11 protein-coding genes are annotated in these 14,600 nt (G+C 74.5%); 7 read left to right on the top strand and 4 right to left on the bottom strand.

What is annotated here, in order from left to right; translation table 11 throughout:
- Window positions 1-177 precede the first annotated feature (177 nt).
- The 3 genes from ACZ6RC_RS29330 to ACZ6RC_RS29320 all read right to left on the bottom strand — a co-directional run bounded on the left by ACZ6RC_RS29330 (window position 178) and on the right by ACZ6RC_RS29320 (window position 3,955).
- The gene (locus tag ACZ6RC_RS29330) at window positions 178-2,628 is read right to left on the bottom strand and encodes an ABC transporter permease (RefSeq protein ID WP_469588843.1); all 2,451 of its coding nucleotides are present in this window, start codon (window positions 2,626-2,628) and stop codon (window positions 178-180) included.
- Window positions 2,629-2,630: 2 nt separating this feature from the next.
- Window positions 2,631-3,374 carry an ABC transporter ATP-binding protein gene (locus ACZ6RC_RS29325; protein ID WP_391138501.1) on the bottom strand — a complete coding sequence of 248 codons (744 nt, stop codon included), beginning with the start codon at window positions 3,372-3,374 and terminating at the stop codon, window positions 2,631-2,633.
- 65 nt (window positions 3,375-3,439) lie between these two features.
- Entirely contained in the window at window positions 3,440-3,955 is a 516-nt protein-coding gene (locus tag ACZ6RC_RS29320; protein ID WP_391136657.1) for a PadR family transcriptional regulator, read from the bottom strand.
- Between the two features lie 131 nt (window positions 3,956-4,086).
- On the opposite strand from ACZ6RC_RS29320, the gene ACZ6RC_RS29315 reads away from it, so the two are divergent.
- The 5 genes from ACZ6RC_RS29315 (at window position 4,087) to ACZ6RC_RS29295 (ending at window position 10,920) form a co-directional block, all read left to right on the top strand.
- Window positions 4,087-5,361: an ABC transporter substrate-binding protein gene (locus ACZ6RC_RS29315; protein ID WP_391136654.1), complete on the top strand. Its 1,275-nt coding sequence runs from the start codon at window positions 4,087-4,089 to the stop codon at window positions 5,359-5,361.
- Window positions 5,362-5,637: 276 nt separating this feature from the next.
- A complete protein-coding gene (locus ACZ6RC_RS29310; protein WP_469588838.1) occupies window positions 5,638-7,323 on the top strand; it encodes a glycoside hydrolase family 13 protein in 1,686 nt (561 codons plus the stop codon).
- A gap of 2 nt (window positions 7,324-7,325) precedes the next feature.
- Window positions 7,326-8,651 (top strand): ABC transporter substrate-binding protein, encoded by a 1,326-nt coding sequence (locus ACZ6RC_RS29305; protein ID WP_469588835.1) that lies wholly within the window; start codon window positions 7,326-7,328, stop codon window positions 8,649-8,651.
- Window positions 8,652-8,656: 5 nt separating this feature from the next.
- Window positions 8,657-9,991, top strand: coding sequence for a carbohydrate ABC transporter permease (locus tag ACZ6RC_RS29300; protein WP_469588831.1), 1,335 nt, complete (start codon window positions 8,657-8,659; stop codon window positions 9,989-9,991).
- On the top strand, window positions 9,988-10,920 hold the full coding sequence (locus ACZ6RC_RS29295; protein ID WP_469588828.1) for a carbohydrate ABC transporter permease: 933 nt from the start codon (window positions 9,988-9,990) through the stop codon (window positions 10,918-10,920). Before ACZ6RC_RS29300 ends, ACZ6RC_RS29295 begins: the two co-directional genes overlap by 4 nt.
- 44 nt (window positions 10,921-10,964) lie before the next feature.
- On the opposite strand, the gene ACZ6RC_RS29290 is transcribed toward ACZ6RC_RS29295, so the two are convergent.
- Window positions 10,965-12,500, bottom strand: a complete 1,536-nt coding sequence (locus ACZ6RC_RS29290) for a hypothetical protein (RefSeq protein ID WP_469588825.1) — start codon at window positions 12,498-12,500, stop codon at window positions 10,965-10,967.
- A gap of 275 nt (window positions 12,501-12,775) precedes the next feature.
- On the opposite strand from ACZ6RC_RS29290, the gene ACZ6RC_RS29285 reads away from it, so the two are divergent.
- Both ACZ6RC_RS29285 and ACZ6RC_RS29280 read left to right on the top strand, forming a co-directional pair.
- Window positions 12,776-13,402, top strand: a complete 627-nt coding sequence (locus tag ACZ6RC_RS29285) for a hypothetical protein (RefSeq protein WP_391136636.1) — start codon at window positions 12,776-12,778, stop codon at window positions 13,400-13,402.
- Window positions 13,402-14,364, top strand: a complete 963-nt coding sequence (locus ACZ6RC_RS29280; RefSeq protein WP_469588820.1) for a hypothetical protein — start codon at window positions 13,402-13,404, stop codon at window positions 14,362-14,364. Before ACZ6RC_RS29285 ends, ACZ6RC_RS29280 begins: the two co-directional genes overlap by 1 nt.
- Window positions 14,365-14,600: the final 236 nt, after the last annotated feature.

The following is a 14,600-nucleotide window of genomic DNA, read 5'->3' as shown; positions in this document are numbered from 1 at the left end:
AGTGGCTCCGCGTCGGCGACCCGTGGGGCGGCCCCGGCCGCCCCCCCCGGGGGCCCGGGGGGGGGCGCCCGCCCCCCGTTTGGCGGGCCGTACCCCCCGGGGGCCCCCCCCCCCTGGTAGGGGGGCCCCCGCCTCGCTTCCGTCCGCCCCGAGATCCGCGGGCCGCCCGGGCGACGGTCAGGCGACGGCGCTGAGGGTGTCGGCCAGGCGGTGGCGGGTGGCACGGGCGGCGGGCAGCACGGCGAGGGCGACCGCGCCCGCGACAGCCGCGAGGGCGAGGGCCAGGAGCTGGAGGAACGGCGGGGCGTGCGCGATGCCGGCCCCGACGCCGAGGGCCGACGCCTCGTGGTCGATCAGCCAGTGGGCGAAGGGGACCCCGAGGGCCGTACCGGCGAGGGCGGCGGCCAGGGCGGTGCAGCCGACGGCCGTGACGGTGACCGTGGTGATCTGGCGCGGGGACAGGCCGATGGCCTTCAACGCCAGCAGGTCGCGCCCGCCGTCCCGCACGCTGCCGCCGATCGTTGTGGACAGCTCCGTGAGCCCGATCAGCGCCAGCACGGCGATCAGACCGACGGCGACACCGCGCAGCGCGGCGAGGTGGTCGGCGGGGCTGGTGACCTCGCGGAGGTCGAGCCGCCCCCGTGAGGCCTCGGCCAGGTGATCGCGGACCGCGCGCGGATCCGCTCCCGGGCGCAGTTGGAGCTGGTACGTCGTGGGACGCAGCGACGGGTCGTTCTCGCGCAGGGTGTCGAGTGAGGTCGAGATCACCCGGCCGCCGTTCTCGGGTTCGATGCTCCGGCCGACGAGGTGCAGGACCTGCGGATGGCCGCCGACGGTCAGCCGCACCCAGTCGCCGACCCGCGCGTCGAGGAGGTCGAGCAGCCCCTGGCCGGCGACGGCCTCGTCGGGGCCGCGGGCCGGGCGGCCCTCGGCCAGCGAGTACGGGTAGGGCTCCGCCCGGGTGCCGAGGCCGCGCAGCGCGATGGTGCCCGTCTGCCCGGGGACCAGGGCCGCGACCTCCAGGCCGGGATGGGCGGTGACGACGTCCGGGTCGCTCTCCAGGAGGGCGGTCGCCTGGCGGTCGGTGAGGGTCGCGTCCGGGCGGGCGGTGAGCGCGGCGGCCAGGCCGAGCTGCTCGGGCCGGCTGTCGAAGCGTTCGATGGTCGTCCACGCACCGAGCGCGACGGTGATCAGCAGCAGCGGCAGGGCGAGCCGGACGATGGTGGCCGGGGCGCGCCGCCCGCGCCCGAAGGCGTGGTGCCAGCCGAGGACGAGCGCGGGCGGAACGCCCAGCCCGAGCGCCTTCCTGGCCGCGCGGGAGAGCCCTCGGGGGTGTCGTGCCGATCCTGCCGGGGTCGCGGCGTCCGGCACCGCTCCCTGATCCGGCCTGATCGACAGGACACCTCCGAGCCCGGCGGCCGGGCGCGATGGTCTCCGGCCCGGCGCGGCGGAGGGCAGCACCGGTACGGGAGGGACGCGGCCCGCTCGCCAGGCGGCCAGGGAGGTGGCCGCGCCGATGAACAGCACGGCCGCGACGGGTACGAGCAGCAGCGCCGGAAGGTGGCCCGGGAGTCCTTGCCAGACCTCGACCGCGTCGCCGAGCCGCCCCGGCAGCCGGCCGCCCGCGCTCCGGACGAGCAGCACGGCGAGGGCGGCGCCGAGGACGGCGAACGCCAGGTGCTGGGCGAGGAAGATCCGGACGACCTGGCCGGGGGTGAAGCCGACGGCCTTGAGGACGGAGATGTCCCGGAGGTGCCCGCGGACCCGGGTGCTGATCGCTCCGAACACCGCCAGCGCCGCGGCGACGAGCGCGCCCACGCCGAAGAGCCCGAGGACCTGGCCGAGGAGCCGGGTGTCGCCCTGTGCCTCGGCGCGGGCCTGCTGCCAGGTGGAGACGTCGGTGACGGCGCCCGCGCCGAGCGTGGTGACGACGCGCTGGACCGCGTAGTCGGTGTCCTCCGGGGCGTCCAGCCGGAGTCCGACGACCTGGCCGCCGGTCCGGTCCCGCGGTACGGCCCCGGGGAGCGCCCACACCGTGCCGGGCCGCTCCCCGGCGCGGTAGCGGCGTTCGGCGGTGTCGGCGACGCCGAGGACGGTGACCGTACGCCCGGGGAGGGTGAGGCGGTCGCCCGGTTCGGCCCACAGGGCGCGGGCGAGACCGGCTTCCAGGACCACGCCGTCGGGGGTGGCCGGGTCGAGCCAGCGGCCGGACGTCACCAGCGGGCGGCCCGTCGACGGCTCGTCACCGGCGGGCGTTCCGTCCGGGCGCCGCTCGTCCCCGGGACGGCCGTTCCCGGGCGGGTCGGCGGGGGTCGCCCGGAGTTCGGCGCCCGCGCGGGCGCCGCGCGAGGCGAGCGTGGTGGTGGCCGTACGGTACGGGCCGGAGACGGCGGCGACCCCGTCGAGTGCGGCGAGCCGGCCGGTGTCGGCGGCGGGGCCGGTGTGGATCCAGACGTGCGCGCCGTGGGACTGGGTGAAGACCCGCTGCCAGGGGTTGGTGGCGTACCCGAAGAGGGCGGTCGCGAGCAGCAGCGAGGCGACGATGCCGGCGGTGGCCGCGACGAGGAACAGCGCCTCGCCCCGGTGCGTCCGCAGATCGGCGTGCGCCCAGCGCAGCATGGCCCGCACGGTCAGTCCTTCAGTTCGTTCAGCGCGAGTACGCCGGACAGGCCGGTGCCGCGCGGCGGCGTCGAGCCCAGCTCGGCGTCGTCGGCTATGCGGCCGTCGAAGAAGCTGATCACCCGGTCCGCGGCGCTGGCGAGTCGCGCGTCGTGCGTGACGAGGACGATGCTCTGGCCGCGCTGGTGGAAGCGGGTCAGCAGCCGCATCACCTCGCGGGTGCCCTTGCTGTCGAGGCTGCCGGCCGGCTCGTCGGCCAGGAGCAGCCGCGGATGGTTGACGAGGGCGCGGGCGAGCGCGACGCGCTGCTGCTCCCCGCCGGACAGTTCGCCGGGCATGCTGCGGGCCTTGCCGTCCAGGCCGAGATCGGCGAGGAGCGTCTCGCGCTCGGCGCGGGCCTGCCGGGCGGAGGCACCGGCCAGCAGGGCGGGCAGCTCGACGTTGTCGGCGACGGTGAGGTTGGAGACGAGGTTGAAGAACTGGAAGACGATGCCGATGCGGCGTCGCCGTTCGACGGCCCACCGGGCCTCGCTGTAGCCGTCGGTGCGCTCCCCGTCGAGCCACAGGGAGCCGCTGTCGGGCCGCTGGAGACCGCCGAGGAGGTGCAGCAGGGTGGACTTCCCGGCGCCCGAGGGGCCGGTGACGGCGACGAACTCGCCCTGCCGCACGGTGAGGTCGACGCCGCGCACGGCATGGGCGGGGGCGCCCTCGCCGTGGTGGGTCTTGGTCAGCCCCTCCGCGCGCAGCAGCGGCACGGCGGAGCCGGGGGCCTCGGGCCCTGCGGCTCCCGCCGACGGGGCGGACGGCGCGGAGGGGTCCGTCACCGCAGGTCCTCCAGTTCCTCCTGGCAGCGCTCCAGCCAGTCGAGGTCGGCCTGCAGATGCAGCATGGCGCCTTCGATCAGCAGGTGGGCTATGCGGTTGTCCCGGTCTTCGGTCGCGGCCAGCTTGGACAGGTTGCGCATGGTGTTCAGATACTCGCGTCGCTGTTTGTTGATGAGGGCGATCTGGTCGGCGAGGCCGGTCCTCGGGGCGAGGGCGAGCTTCATGAAGAACTCGTCCCGGACCCTCGGTTCGTCGGCCGTCTCCTCGAACCAGGCGCGGAGTGCTTCCTGCCCGGCATCGGTGAGGCGGTAGATCTTCTTGTTGGGCCGGCTCTCCTGGGCGATCTCCTCGCCCTCGATGAGGCCGGACTTCTCCAGCCGGCCCAGCGTCACATAGATCTGGCCGACGTTGGTGGGAGGGTACGCGGCGCCCAGCAGTTGCTCAAGGTCCTGCTTGAGCTCGTAGCCGTGGGCGGGTCCGCGCGCCAGGAGAGCGAGGAGCGGAAGGCGCACGCGTGCTCTCCTCCTCCGCCGGCTCCCGGCTCCCGATGTGATGTGGGCTCTAGTATCGCCCATGCCTAACGGGTATACATGCCCGAGACGCGGGACGCCGAGGTCCTGCGCCGGTGTACAGGGAGGAACCTATGCGGTGGATGCGTGCCGCGGGTAGGGGTCTCCTGGTCGTCATGATCGTCCTGACCGGTTACGTCACCTCCGGCGCCGGCCCGGCGGCCGGGGAGCGCGGGGGCGGGCGGGGCCCGATGACCCTGGCCACGGCCGGTGACCTCACCGGCTATCTCGGCCGTGTGCTCGACGGATGGAACCGGGCACACCCGGACGAACGGGTCACCCTGGTCGAGCTGCCCGACGCGGCGGACGAGACCCGGGCCCAGATGATCACCGATCTCCGATCGGGCGCGGGCCGCTTCGACGTCCTCAACATCGACGTGGCCTGGACCACGGAGTTCGCCGCCGCCGGCTGGATCGCGCCGGTGGACCGGGCGCGGCTCCCGCTCGACGGCTTCCTGCGACCGGTCGTGGACACGGCGACGTACGACGGCAAGCTGTACGCCGTCCCGTACGTCACCAACGCCGGGATGCTCTTCTACCGCAAGGACGTGCTCGCCCGCGAGGGCGAACGGCCGCCGCGGACCTGGGCCGAGCTGGAGCGCCAGGCGCGCACGCTCGCGCCCCGGCACGGCCTCGGCGGATACGCCGGGCAGTTCCTCCCCTACGAAGGCCTCACCGTCAACGCCGCCGAGGCCGTCTACTCCGCGGGCGGCACCATCCTCGGCGACGAGGGCGAGCGGGTCACGGTGGAGTCGGCGGCCGCCCGCGAAGGCATCGGATTCCTCGCCCGGGGCGTCCGTGACGGCTGGATCCCCCGCGAGGCGCTGACGTACACGGAGGAGGAGTCCCGGCGGGCGTTCCAGGACGGCCGGCTGCTCTTCCTGCGCAACTGGCCCTACGCCTACGCCGGCGCCTCGGGGCCGGACTCCGCGGTGGCGGGGAGGTTCGGCGCCGTGCCGCTGCCCGGCCCGGACGGACCGGGCACCAGCGTGCTGGGCGGGTCGAACCTGGCGGTGAGCAGCCAGGCGCGGCACCCCGAGTCGGCGCGCGACCTCATCGCGTACCTCACGAGCGAGCCCGTGCAGCGCCGGGTGCTGACCGAGGGCGCGCTCCCGCCGGTGCGCGCCGCGCTGTACCGGGACCCGGAGCTGGTGCGGCGCTTCCCCTACCTGCCGGCGCTCCGCGCCAGCGTGCTCGCCGCGGAGCCACGCCCCAAGAGCCCGCGGTACGAACAGGTCACGCTGGCCGTCCAGGCCGTCGTGCACGACGCCATGGCCCAGCACCAGACGCCCGAGGCGGCCGTACGGCGGCTCGCCGGGGAACTCGCGGCCATCGCCCACCGCCGCTGACCGCCCCGCCTGCCGCCTCCGCGCGGCCGCGGCCGAGGTCCGGGCCGCCCACGGGCCCCGTGGTCAGGCTCGTGACGCTCTAGTTACCTGTTAGGTATCTCCCTGGCACACCTCTGCCTTCAGACGCGTGGTTCAAACCCGTACATAAGACGCAAATGCCGCCGGTTTCCGCACAGTCGTTGACACCCTCTTGTCACTCCTACCTAACATGCATGCATAACCGCTATTCGCTCTGGATGGCGTGCACCCCTTCACGAAGAAACAGGTCAACGGGTGATGCTCACAGCTCCCGCCGGCGACGGCCTCGCGCAGCGCCTCGCACACCACCCCGTCCACCCCTGGTGGCGCGACGCGGTGATCTACCAGGTCTACGTCCGCAGCTTCCTGGACAGCACCGGTGACGGCATCGGCGACCTCGCCGGGGTCCGCGCCGGATTCCCGTACCTGAAGAAGCTCGGCGTCGACGGCATCTGGCTGAGCCCCTTCTACCCGTCGCCGCAGGCCGACCACGGCTACGACGTCGCTGACTACTGCGACGTCGACCCCGTCTACGGCGACCTGGAGGAGTTCGGCCGCCTCGTCGCCGACGCGCACCGGCTCGGCATCAAGGTCCTGCTGGACATCGTCCCCAACCACTGCTCGAGCGAGCACGCCTGGTTCCGCGAGGCGCTCGCCGCCGGCCCCGGCAGCGCGGCCCGCGCCCGGTTCCACTTCGCCGAGGGCCGGGGCCCGGGCGGCGACGAGCCGCCCAACAACTGGCACGCCATGTTCGGCGGCCCCGCCTGGAGCCGGATCACCGAGGCGGACGGCACCCCCGGCCCGTGGTACCTCCACATGTTCACCCCCGAGCAGCCCGACCTGAACTGGCGCAACCCCGAGGTGGGCGCCCACTTCGAGCACGTCCTGCGCTTCTGGCTGGACCGGGGCGTGGACGGCTTCCGCATCGACGTCGCCGCCGGCCTCTTCAAGCACCCCGGTCTCCCGGACTCCTCCGACCCGGAGGCCGACGCCCGGACCCGCGACTCGGTCAACCCGCTCGCCTGGAACCAGCCCGAGGTGCACGACGTCTGGCGGCACTGGCGGTCGGTCTGCGAGGAGTACACCGCCCGCGACGGACGCGAGCGGCTCCTCGTCGGCGAGGTCTCCGTCCCGAACGCCAGGGAGCAGGCCGCGTACGTACGCCCCGACGAACTGCACCAGGCCTTCTTCTTCGACCTCCTCGGCGCCCCCTGGGACGCCGAGGCCTTCCGCGCCGTGATCGATGAGGCCATGCGCGACATCGCCGGCACGGGGTCCACCGTCACCTGGGTCCTCAACAACCACGACCAGGTCCGTACCGTCACCCGCTACGGCGAGTCCGGCACCGAGGGCAGCGGCCTGGGCGCCGCCCGGGCGCGCGCCGCCGCGCTGCTCATGCTGGCGCTCCCCGGCGCCGCCTACATCTACCAGGGCGAGGAGCTCGGCCTCCCGGAGGTCGTCGACCTCCCGGACGAGGTCCTCACCGACCCCATCTTCCGGCGCACCGGCAGCCGGGCGCGGATCCGCGACGGCTGCCGCGTCCCGCTGCCCTGGTCCGGGCACGCCTCGCCGTTCGGCTTCAGCACCGGTGCCGAGAGCGCCAAACCGTGGCTGCCGCAGCCCGGCTGGTTCGCCGCACACGCCACCGACCGAGCCCTCGCCGACACCCGCTCCTTCTGGCACCTCTACCGCGACGGTCTGCAACTGCGCGGCGGCCTGCCGCAGTTGGGCGAAGGCACGCTGCGCTGGCTGGAGGCGCCCCCCGGCGTCCTCGCCTTCGTGCGCGGCGAAGGCTTCGTCTGCGCCGTCAACTTCACCGGAGCGCCGGTGCCCGCACCCGTCTCCGGCGCCCCCCTGCTGTCCAGCGGCCCCTGCCCGGACGGCGTCCTGCCCGGATCCACCGCCGCCTGGTGGATCGGCGACCACACCACCTCGGAGGTATGACCATGACCATACGACGACGCACGGCGATGGCGTGCTGCTCCGCCCTCACCCTGGCGCTGGGGGCGACCGCCTGCGGCGGCGGCCCGGTCAGCGCGGGCGGCGGCGGCAAGGAACTCGCCGGCCAGACCCTGAACGTGGCCGGCGTCTGGTCCGGCGCCGAGCAGAAGAACTTCCAGAAGGTGCTCGACGCCTTCACCGAGAAGACCGGCGCCGCGACCCGCTTCACCTCGACCGGCGACAACGTCTCCACCGTCGTCGGCAGCAAGATCGAGGGCGGCAACGCCCCCGACGTCGTGATGGTCCCGCAGGTCGGCGTCCTCCGGCAGTTCGCCGAGAAGAACTGGCTCAAGCCGCTCTCCGCGCCCACCGCGAAGGCCGTCGACACCAACTACGCCCCCGTCTGGGAGGAGTACGGCTCCGTCGACGGCAAGCTCTACGGCCTGTACTTCAAGGCGGCCCACAAGTCGACCGTCTGGTACAGCCCCGAGGCGTTCGAACAGGCGGGCGTCAAGCCGCCCAAGACGTACGAGGAGATGCTCCGGAGCGCCCAGGCGGTCTCCGACTCCGGCCTGCCCGCCTTCGCGGTCGCCGGCGAGGACGGCTGGACCCTCACCGACTGGTTCGAGAACGTCTACCTCTCCCAGGCGGGCCCCGAGAAGTACGACCGGCTCGCCCGGCACGAGATCAGCTGGACCGACCCGTCCGTCGTCAAGGCCCTCACCACCCTCGGCGCGCTGTTCTCCGACCCGAAGCTGCTGGCCGGCGGCCAGAAGGGCGCGCTCGGCACCGACTTCCCCGGCTCCGTCGAGAAGGTCTTCGGCCCCGACCCCGAGGCGGGCATGGTGTACGAGGGCGACTTCGTCGCCGGCATCGCCAAGGACCAGTTCGGCCGGAAGATCGGCCAGGACGCCACGTTCTTCCCCTTCCCCGCCGTCACGGGCGGCAAGGCCCCCGTCGTCAGCGGCGGTGACGCCGCCGTCGTCCTGGCCGACGGCAAGAACCAGAAGGCGGCGACCGCCTTCCTGGAGTACCTCGCCACCCCCGAGGCCGCCGCCGTCTGGGCCGAGGCCGGCGGATTCCTCTCTCCCAACAAGAAGCTGGACCTCTCCTCCTACGGCGACGACACCCTCCGCGAGACCGCCAAGTCGCTGATCGACGCCGGGGACTCGGTGCGCTTCGACATGTCGGACCAGGCCCCGGCCTCCTTCGGCGGCACCAAGGGCGTGGGGGAGTGGAAGCTGCTCCAGGACTTCCTGCGCGACCCCTCCGACCCGGCGGCGACCGCGGCCGCGCTCGAAGCCGCCGCGGCCAAGGCCTACAAGGGCTGACGGACATGACCACCCTCACCCCACCCGTGGGGGCCGCGAGTCCCCGGCGGCGCGCCCAGCGCCGCCGGCGGACCGTCGCCGTCGCCTTCGTCCTGCCGGCGCTGCTGCTCCTCGGCGCGCTGGTCGTCTACCCCGTCCTCTTCTCCGTCGGCCGCAGCTTCTTCGACGCCTCCGGCAGCCGGTTCGTCGGCGGCGAGAACTACACCGAGATGCTCCGCGACCCGGCCACGCTGACCGCGATCCGCAACAGCGCCCTCTGGGTCGTCGTCGCCCCCACCCTGCTCACCGGCCTCGGGCTGATCCTCGCCGTGCTGGTGGAGAAGGTCCGCTGGGCCACCGCCTTCAAGCTGCTGCTCTTCATGCCGATGGCCGTCTCCTTCCTCGCCGCGGGCATCATCTTCCGGCTCGCCTACGAGGAGGACCCCGACAAGGGCGTCCTCAACGCGGCCGTGGTGGGCGTGCACGACGCCTTCACCGACACCGCCTCCTACCCCAGCGCCCGGGTGCGCGAAGGGCAGGGCGTCGCCAAGGCCCCGGACGGGTCGTACCGCACGACCGCCGCCGTCTCCCCTGGCGGCACCCTCGACCTCGGACTGGTGGGCGTGCCCCCCAAGGACGTACCGGCCGACGCACGGCCCGCGGCGCCCGCGAAGGCCGCCGCGGACGAGGTCCGCGGCGCCGTCTTCCTCGACTTCACCCCCGGCGGCGGGGGCCGGCCCGGCGTCGTCGACCCGGCCGAACGCGGCCTGCCGGGCCTGACGGTGGAGGCCGTACGGGACGGGAGGACGGCCGCCACGGCGACGACGGCGCCGGACGGTTCGTACCGCCTCACCGGCCTCGACGCGGGGGACACGTACACCGTGCGGCTGACCGCGGCGAACTTCGCGCCGCCCTACGAAGGCGTCTCCTGGCTCGGTCCCGCCCTCGTCACCCCGGCGATCATCGGCGCGTACCTGTGGATCTGGACCGGTTTCGCCATGGTCCTCATCGGCGCCGGTCTCTCCTCCCTCCCACGGGACGCCCTGGAGGCCGCCCGGATGGACGGGGCGAGCGAATGGCAGGTGTTCCGCAAGATCACCGTCCCCCTGCTGGCACCCGTCCTCACGGTCGTCTTCGTCACCCTGGTGATCAACGTGATGAAGGTCTTCGACCTCATCTACATCATCGCCCCCGGTCCGGTGCAGGAGGACGCCACCGTCCTCGCCACCCAGATGTGGCTCGTCTCCTTCGGCGGCGGCAACAACCAGGGACTCGGCAGCGCCCTCGGCGTCCTGCTCCTGCTGCTGGTGATCCCCGCCATGGTCTTCAACGTCCGCCGCTTCCGCAGGAGCCAGTCATGAGCGCGACCGTCACCCCGGCCCCGTCGAAGCGCCCCGCCCCGCCGTCCGGCCCCGGCGCACCTCCGCGGACGGCGCCGCGCCGGGCCCCGGGCGGCCGGCTCCGCCGCTGGCTCGGCAACGGGCTGGTCCAGGCGTTCCTCGCGGTCGTCGGCCTGATCTGGGTCACCCCCGTCGCCGGACTGCTGCTCTCCTCGCTGCGCTCGCCCGACGACAGCGCGTCGAGCGGCTGGTGGACCGCGCTGGCCGCACCCGGTCAGCTGTCCTTCGACAACTACACGGCCGTCCTGGCCAACGCGGGCCTCACCCGCGCCTTCTGGAACACGGTGCTCATCTCCGTGCCGACGACCGTGCTCGTCGTCGTCCTCGCCGCACTCGCCGGATACGCCTTCGCCTGGCTGGAGTTCCCCGGCCGCGACTGGATCTTCCTGCTGGTCGTCGCGCTCCTGGTGGTGCCCGTCCAGGTGGGCCTGCTGCCCGTCGCCAAACTCTTCGGTCAGCTGGGCCTGTTCGGCACGATCCCCGGCGTGGTGCTCTTCCACGTCGCCTACGGACTGCCGTTCGCGATCTTCCTGCTGCGCAACTACTTCGCCGACATCCCGCGCGAGATGCTGGAGGCCGCCCGGATGGACGGGGGCAGCGAGTGGCGCATCTTCACCCGGCTCGTCCTGCCGGTCGGACGGCCCGCCCTCGCGAGCCTGGCGATCTTCCAGTTCCTCTGGGTCTGGAACGACATGCTGGTGGCGCTGCTGTTCGCGGACAGCTCCTCCCAGCCGCTGACCGTGGAACTCCAGTCACAGGTACGGCAGTTCGGCAGCAACATCGATGTCCTGGCACCCGGCGCGTTCCTCTCCCTGATCGTCCCGGTCGTGGTCTTCTTCGCCTTCCAGCGGCACTTCGTCCAGGGGGTGATGGCGGGCTCCGTCAAGTGACGGGGACGGACACGGCCTTAACCCGTCCTCGGTGGCGCCGTTCCTCACGGGCGCTCTTCGAGTTCGGCCACCACCAGCGTGCCCGCGCCCGGGAACGTGAGCCGTTTCAGCGGGTGCCGGTAGGGCCAGCTCTCCGCCCGGTGGAAGGAGACGTCCGCCGGCACCGGCACCCCGCGCAGGTCCACGGCGTGCGTGCCCGGCGGAAGCGCCGACGCGGCCGCCAGCAGCGGATCGGCCGACCCGGCCCACTCCTCGACCGGCACCGGGCGGGGCCACGCCTCCCCGGTGTTGGGGAACATCCAAGGGGCCTCCGGCCGCCACGTCCCGCCCGCGCGCTCACGCGCCGCGGCTTCCCTGGCGAGCCGCGCGTAGGTCAGCAGCAGGTCGGGCAGGGACTCGGCGATCAGGGTGAGATCGGGGAACTCGCGCAGCGTCCCCGGCGTGGACATCACCGACACCGCACACCCCCACGCTCCCGTGTCCGGGTCGATCCGGATCTGTGCCAGCGCCGCGTAGGGGCCGTAGTCGACCCGGGCGAGCGGCCAGTACGTCCCGTCGCCGCCCAGCATGGCGTGCGTCTCCGGCGTGACCTCGTGCTCCTTGGCGCCGGGCAGCAGGATCAGGTCCGGCAGACCGCTGACGCGGACCGCGCCGATCTCCCGGAACACCTCCCGAAGCTCCGCCGGCACGGTGACGGGCCAGGCGCCCCTCTCGGCGTCCGGGCAGCCGGGCTCCAGCTCCACCCGCTCCGGAAACTCCTCGGCCAGCGCACGCAGTTCGGCGATCGCGCGGGCCGGCGCGTCGGACGGCACGGTGTGCCGGCGGACGGACCGGCCCAGGAAGTCGCCGCTGACCACGCTGCGGATCAGCAGCAGCCGGCCGCCTCCGGAGAAGGCCGCCTCGACCTCGCTGCCGCCGGTGTCCGCGGTCTCGAACTCCAGGGAGTAGTACGGCTCCCAGCGCACCCGGCACGGGTAGTCGGGCACCGCGGCCAGGTCCACCACGTCCGTCAGCTGGTCCCCGCGGCCGACGAGCGCGGCGAGTTCGGCGTCGGGGCCCTCGGCCACCGCCACGCTGGGCACCGCGGTCACGCACGCCGTGCCGCCGCCGTCGTGGCACCCGCTCGTCGCGGCGGCGGGAGGGGGAGTCGGGTCGACGAGCCCGGCCAGCCAGTCCGTGAAGGTCGGGGCCAGCACCCACACGTCACCGTCCTCGCCGAACGACGCCGCCAGCACAGGCCCCCAGTCGTCGCGGTCCGCCCCGTCGACCCCCACGAGCACCCCGAGGTGGTCGGCGCGACGCTCGCCGAGGGTCCAGTAGCCGCTTCGGAACGCCCGCGGGGCGAGGCGGGCTTCCGGCCCGAAGCGGTACGTGTCGCCGCCCGCGGACCCGTCCGCGGCGGGCCCGGTGGCGATGCCCCCGGTCTCCAGCAGTACCCGGCGGACCGCCGCGGGGACGGGGATCGGCCACGCGTCGAGTGCGTCGGAGGTGAAGGGGTCGGCGGACCGCACCGCACCGTTCGCCCGCAGAGCGGCCAGGGCCTTCTCCGCCCGTGCCATCGCCTTCGCCTCGCCGTCCACCGCTGTCCCTCTCGTTCCGCCCGTTCGGTCGCGCCGGCTCCCGCCCGGGGGCAGCCGGATCGCCTCGGTGAACGCCGAGTTCCGGCGGCTCCCGACGCCGCGCGCCTGGTGAGGGTATCCGGCCAGGATCGTGGATCCCGCACGCCCGGCCCCTTCCCGGAGAGGGCCGGGCCGCTTCGGGTTTGACCCCTCGATATGCGGCAAGCCGAACCGGCAGAGCGCTCTGCAAGCAGTGACGAACAGCCAGCCAGGAGTCACGATCCAGGAAGGCAACCATGTCGACCCTGACCATTGTCCTCATCATCGCGGCGGTCGCCGCGGTGCTGCTGGTGGCCGGTCTCGCCCTCCGGGCCCGCACGGGGCCGGGGAGCGGCAAGCGCTCCCTCAAGCGGCGCTTCGGCCCCGAGTACGACCGCACCCTCGAACGCCACGGCGGCGACACCGAGGCCGCCCATCACGACCTGCTCGACCGGGTCGAACGCCACGGCCACATCCGGCCGTTGCCCCTGGAACCCGCCGCCCGCGAGCAGTACACCGCTCAGTGGACCACCCTCCAGGAACGCTTCGTCGACGCCCCTCGGCAGGCCGTCACCGACGCCGTCCAGCTCCTCTCGCGGATCGCCGCGACCCGGGGCTTCCCGGCCGGTGACCGCCACGACGACCAGCTCGACGCCCTGTCGGTGCACCACCCGCGTCACGTGGAGGGGCTGCGCACGGCCCGCCGGGCCGCGCACACCGAGTCCGCGTCCACCGACGAACTGCGCAAGGCCCTGCTCCACGCGCGTGCCCTCTTCGACGACCTGACGACGGCCGGACCCTCGGCCGGCGTGTCGGCCCGCCCGCACCGGACGACCGCGCACAGCCGCGGTCACCTGCTCAAGCCGAAGGGAAGTGGTGCCTGATGGCACGCGAGAACCGGGACCAGTGGACGGACGACCGGACCGGAGCCGACCCCCGGCACGAAGCAGCGGCCCCGCCGCCTCCGCCGCCGCCCACACCGCCGGTCCCGGGCGCCGCCGGAGCCCCGGCGACACCGCTCGCCCAGTCCCCTCTGTCCGCCGCACCGTCCGACGAACCCGGCGCCACGGGCCGGAACGACGGGAGTCCTCAGCCGACCCCCGCCGTGGCCCCCGCCGCGCCGCGCGGACGGACCACGACGGACCCGCTCGCGCACGCCGGCCCGGCTCCCGGGCCCGGCGAGCGGGGTGGTGACGGGCGCGGTGCCCATCCGGGGAACGGCGCGCACCACGCCTCCGCTGTGTCGACGCGCAAGGAGCCGGGCAGGGGCGCCGGCCGCGCCTCCGGAGTGGGCACGGGCCCGGGTTCCGGCCTCGGTTTCGTCCCGGGCACCGCCTCGGGCTCCGATCGCGACACGGATCGTGCCCCGGGTGCCGGGGCGGGCACCGACCCGGGCCAGGGTCCCGGCGCCGGTCACGGTCCGGGCACCGCCCCGGGGACGGAGTCCGGTTTCGGTACCAGCCCGGCAGCGGACCCCGGTTACGGTACCGGCCCGGCCGCTGACGGCGGTCTCGCGCAGGGCTCGGATCGGGCCCACGGTCAGGGACAGGGCGGTGCGGCGCCCGAGCCGCTGCTCGACGGCACCGACCGGGACCGGCTCGGCCGGCGCATGCACCACGCGCTCGCCGGGTTCGTCGACTCGCCGCACGACGCCGTCGCCGAGGCGGCGGAGGTCCTGGACGAGGTGGAGAAGCAGCTCATCGCCTCCCTCCAGGACCGCCGCGCCGCGCTCCGGGAGGGCTGGCAGGGCAAGGGCGCCTCGGGCGAGGGAGGCGTGGACACCGAACGGCTCCGGCTCACCCTGCGTACGTACCGCGAGGTGACCGAGCGACTGCTCGCCACATGACGGCGGCCTCACCGCCGCCGGTACGGCCGGGGGGGCCCGGGGGGAGCCCCGGGGCCCCGGCCCGGGGTGCCGCCCCCGCCCGGCGCCGGGGGGGGGGGGCGGGGGGGGGGGCGGGGTGCCGCCCTCCCGGGGGGGCGGTCGGGGGCGGGGCGCGGGCGCGGGCCCGCCACGGGCGGGCGCCCCCCCGGCGGCGGGGGGGGGGGGGGCGCGGGGGGCCCCCCGGGGCCCCCCCGGCC

It is taken from the genome of Streptomyces sp. NPDC048353, assembly GCF_055587165.1.
This window is presented reverse-complemented; position numbering and strand designations above follow the sequence as displayed.

Excerpts from the sequence above, each read along its gene's own strand:
- ACZ6RC_RS29315 (WP_391136654.1), top strand. The coding sequence starts at position 4,087 with ATGCGGTGGATGCGTGCCGCGGGTAGGGGTCTCCTGGTCGTCATGATC.
- ACZ6RC_RS29310 (WP_469588838.1), top strand. The coding sequence starts at position 5,638 with ATGCTCACAGCTCCCGCCGGCGACGGCCTCGCGCAGCGCCTCGCACAC.
- ACZ6RC_RS29305 (WP_469588835.1), top strand. The coding sequence starts at position 7,326 with ATGACCATACGACGACGCACGGCGATGGCGTGCTGCTCCGCCCTCACC.
- ACZ6RC_RS29300 (WP_469588831.1), top strand. The coding sequence starts at position 8,657 with ATGACCACCCTCACCCCACCCGTGGGGGCCGCGAGTCCCCGGCGGCGC.
- ACZ6RC_RS29295 (WP_469588828.1), top strand. The coding sequence starts at position 9,988 with ATGAGCGCGACCGTCACCCCGGCCCCGTCGAAGCGCCCCGCCCCGCCG.
- ACZ6RC_RS29285 (WP_391136636.1), top strand. The coding sequence starts at position 12,776 with ATGTCGACCCTGACCATTGTCCTCATCATCGCGGCGGTCGCCGCGGTG.
- ACZ6RC_RS29280 (WP_469588820.1), top strand. The coding sequence starts at position 13,402 with ATGGCACGCGAGAACCGGGACCAGTGGACGGACGACCGGACCGGAGCC.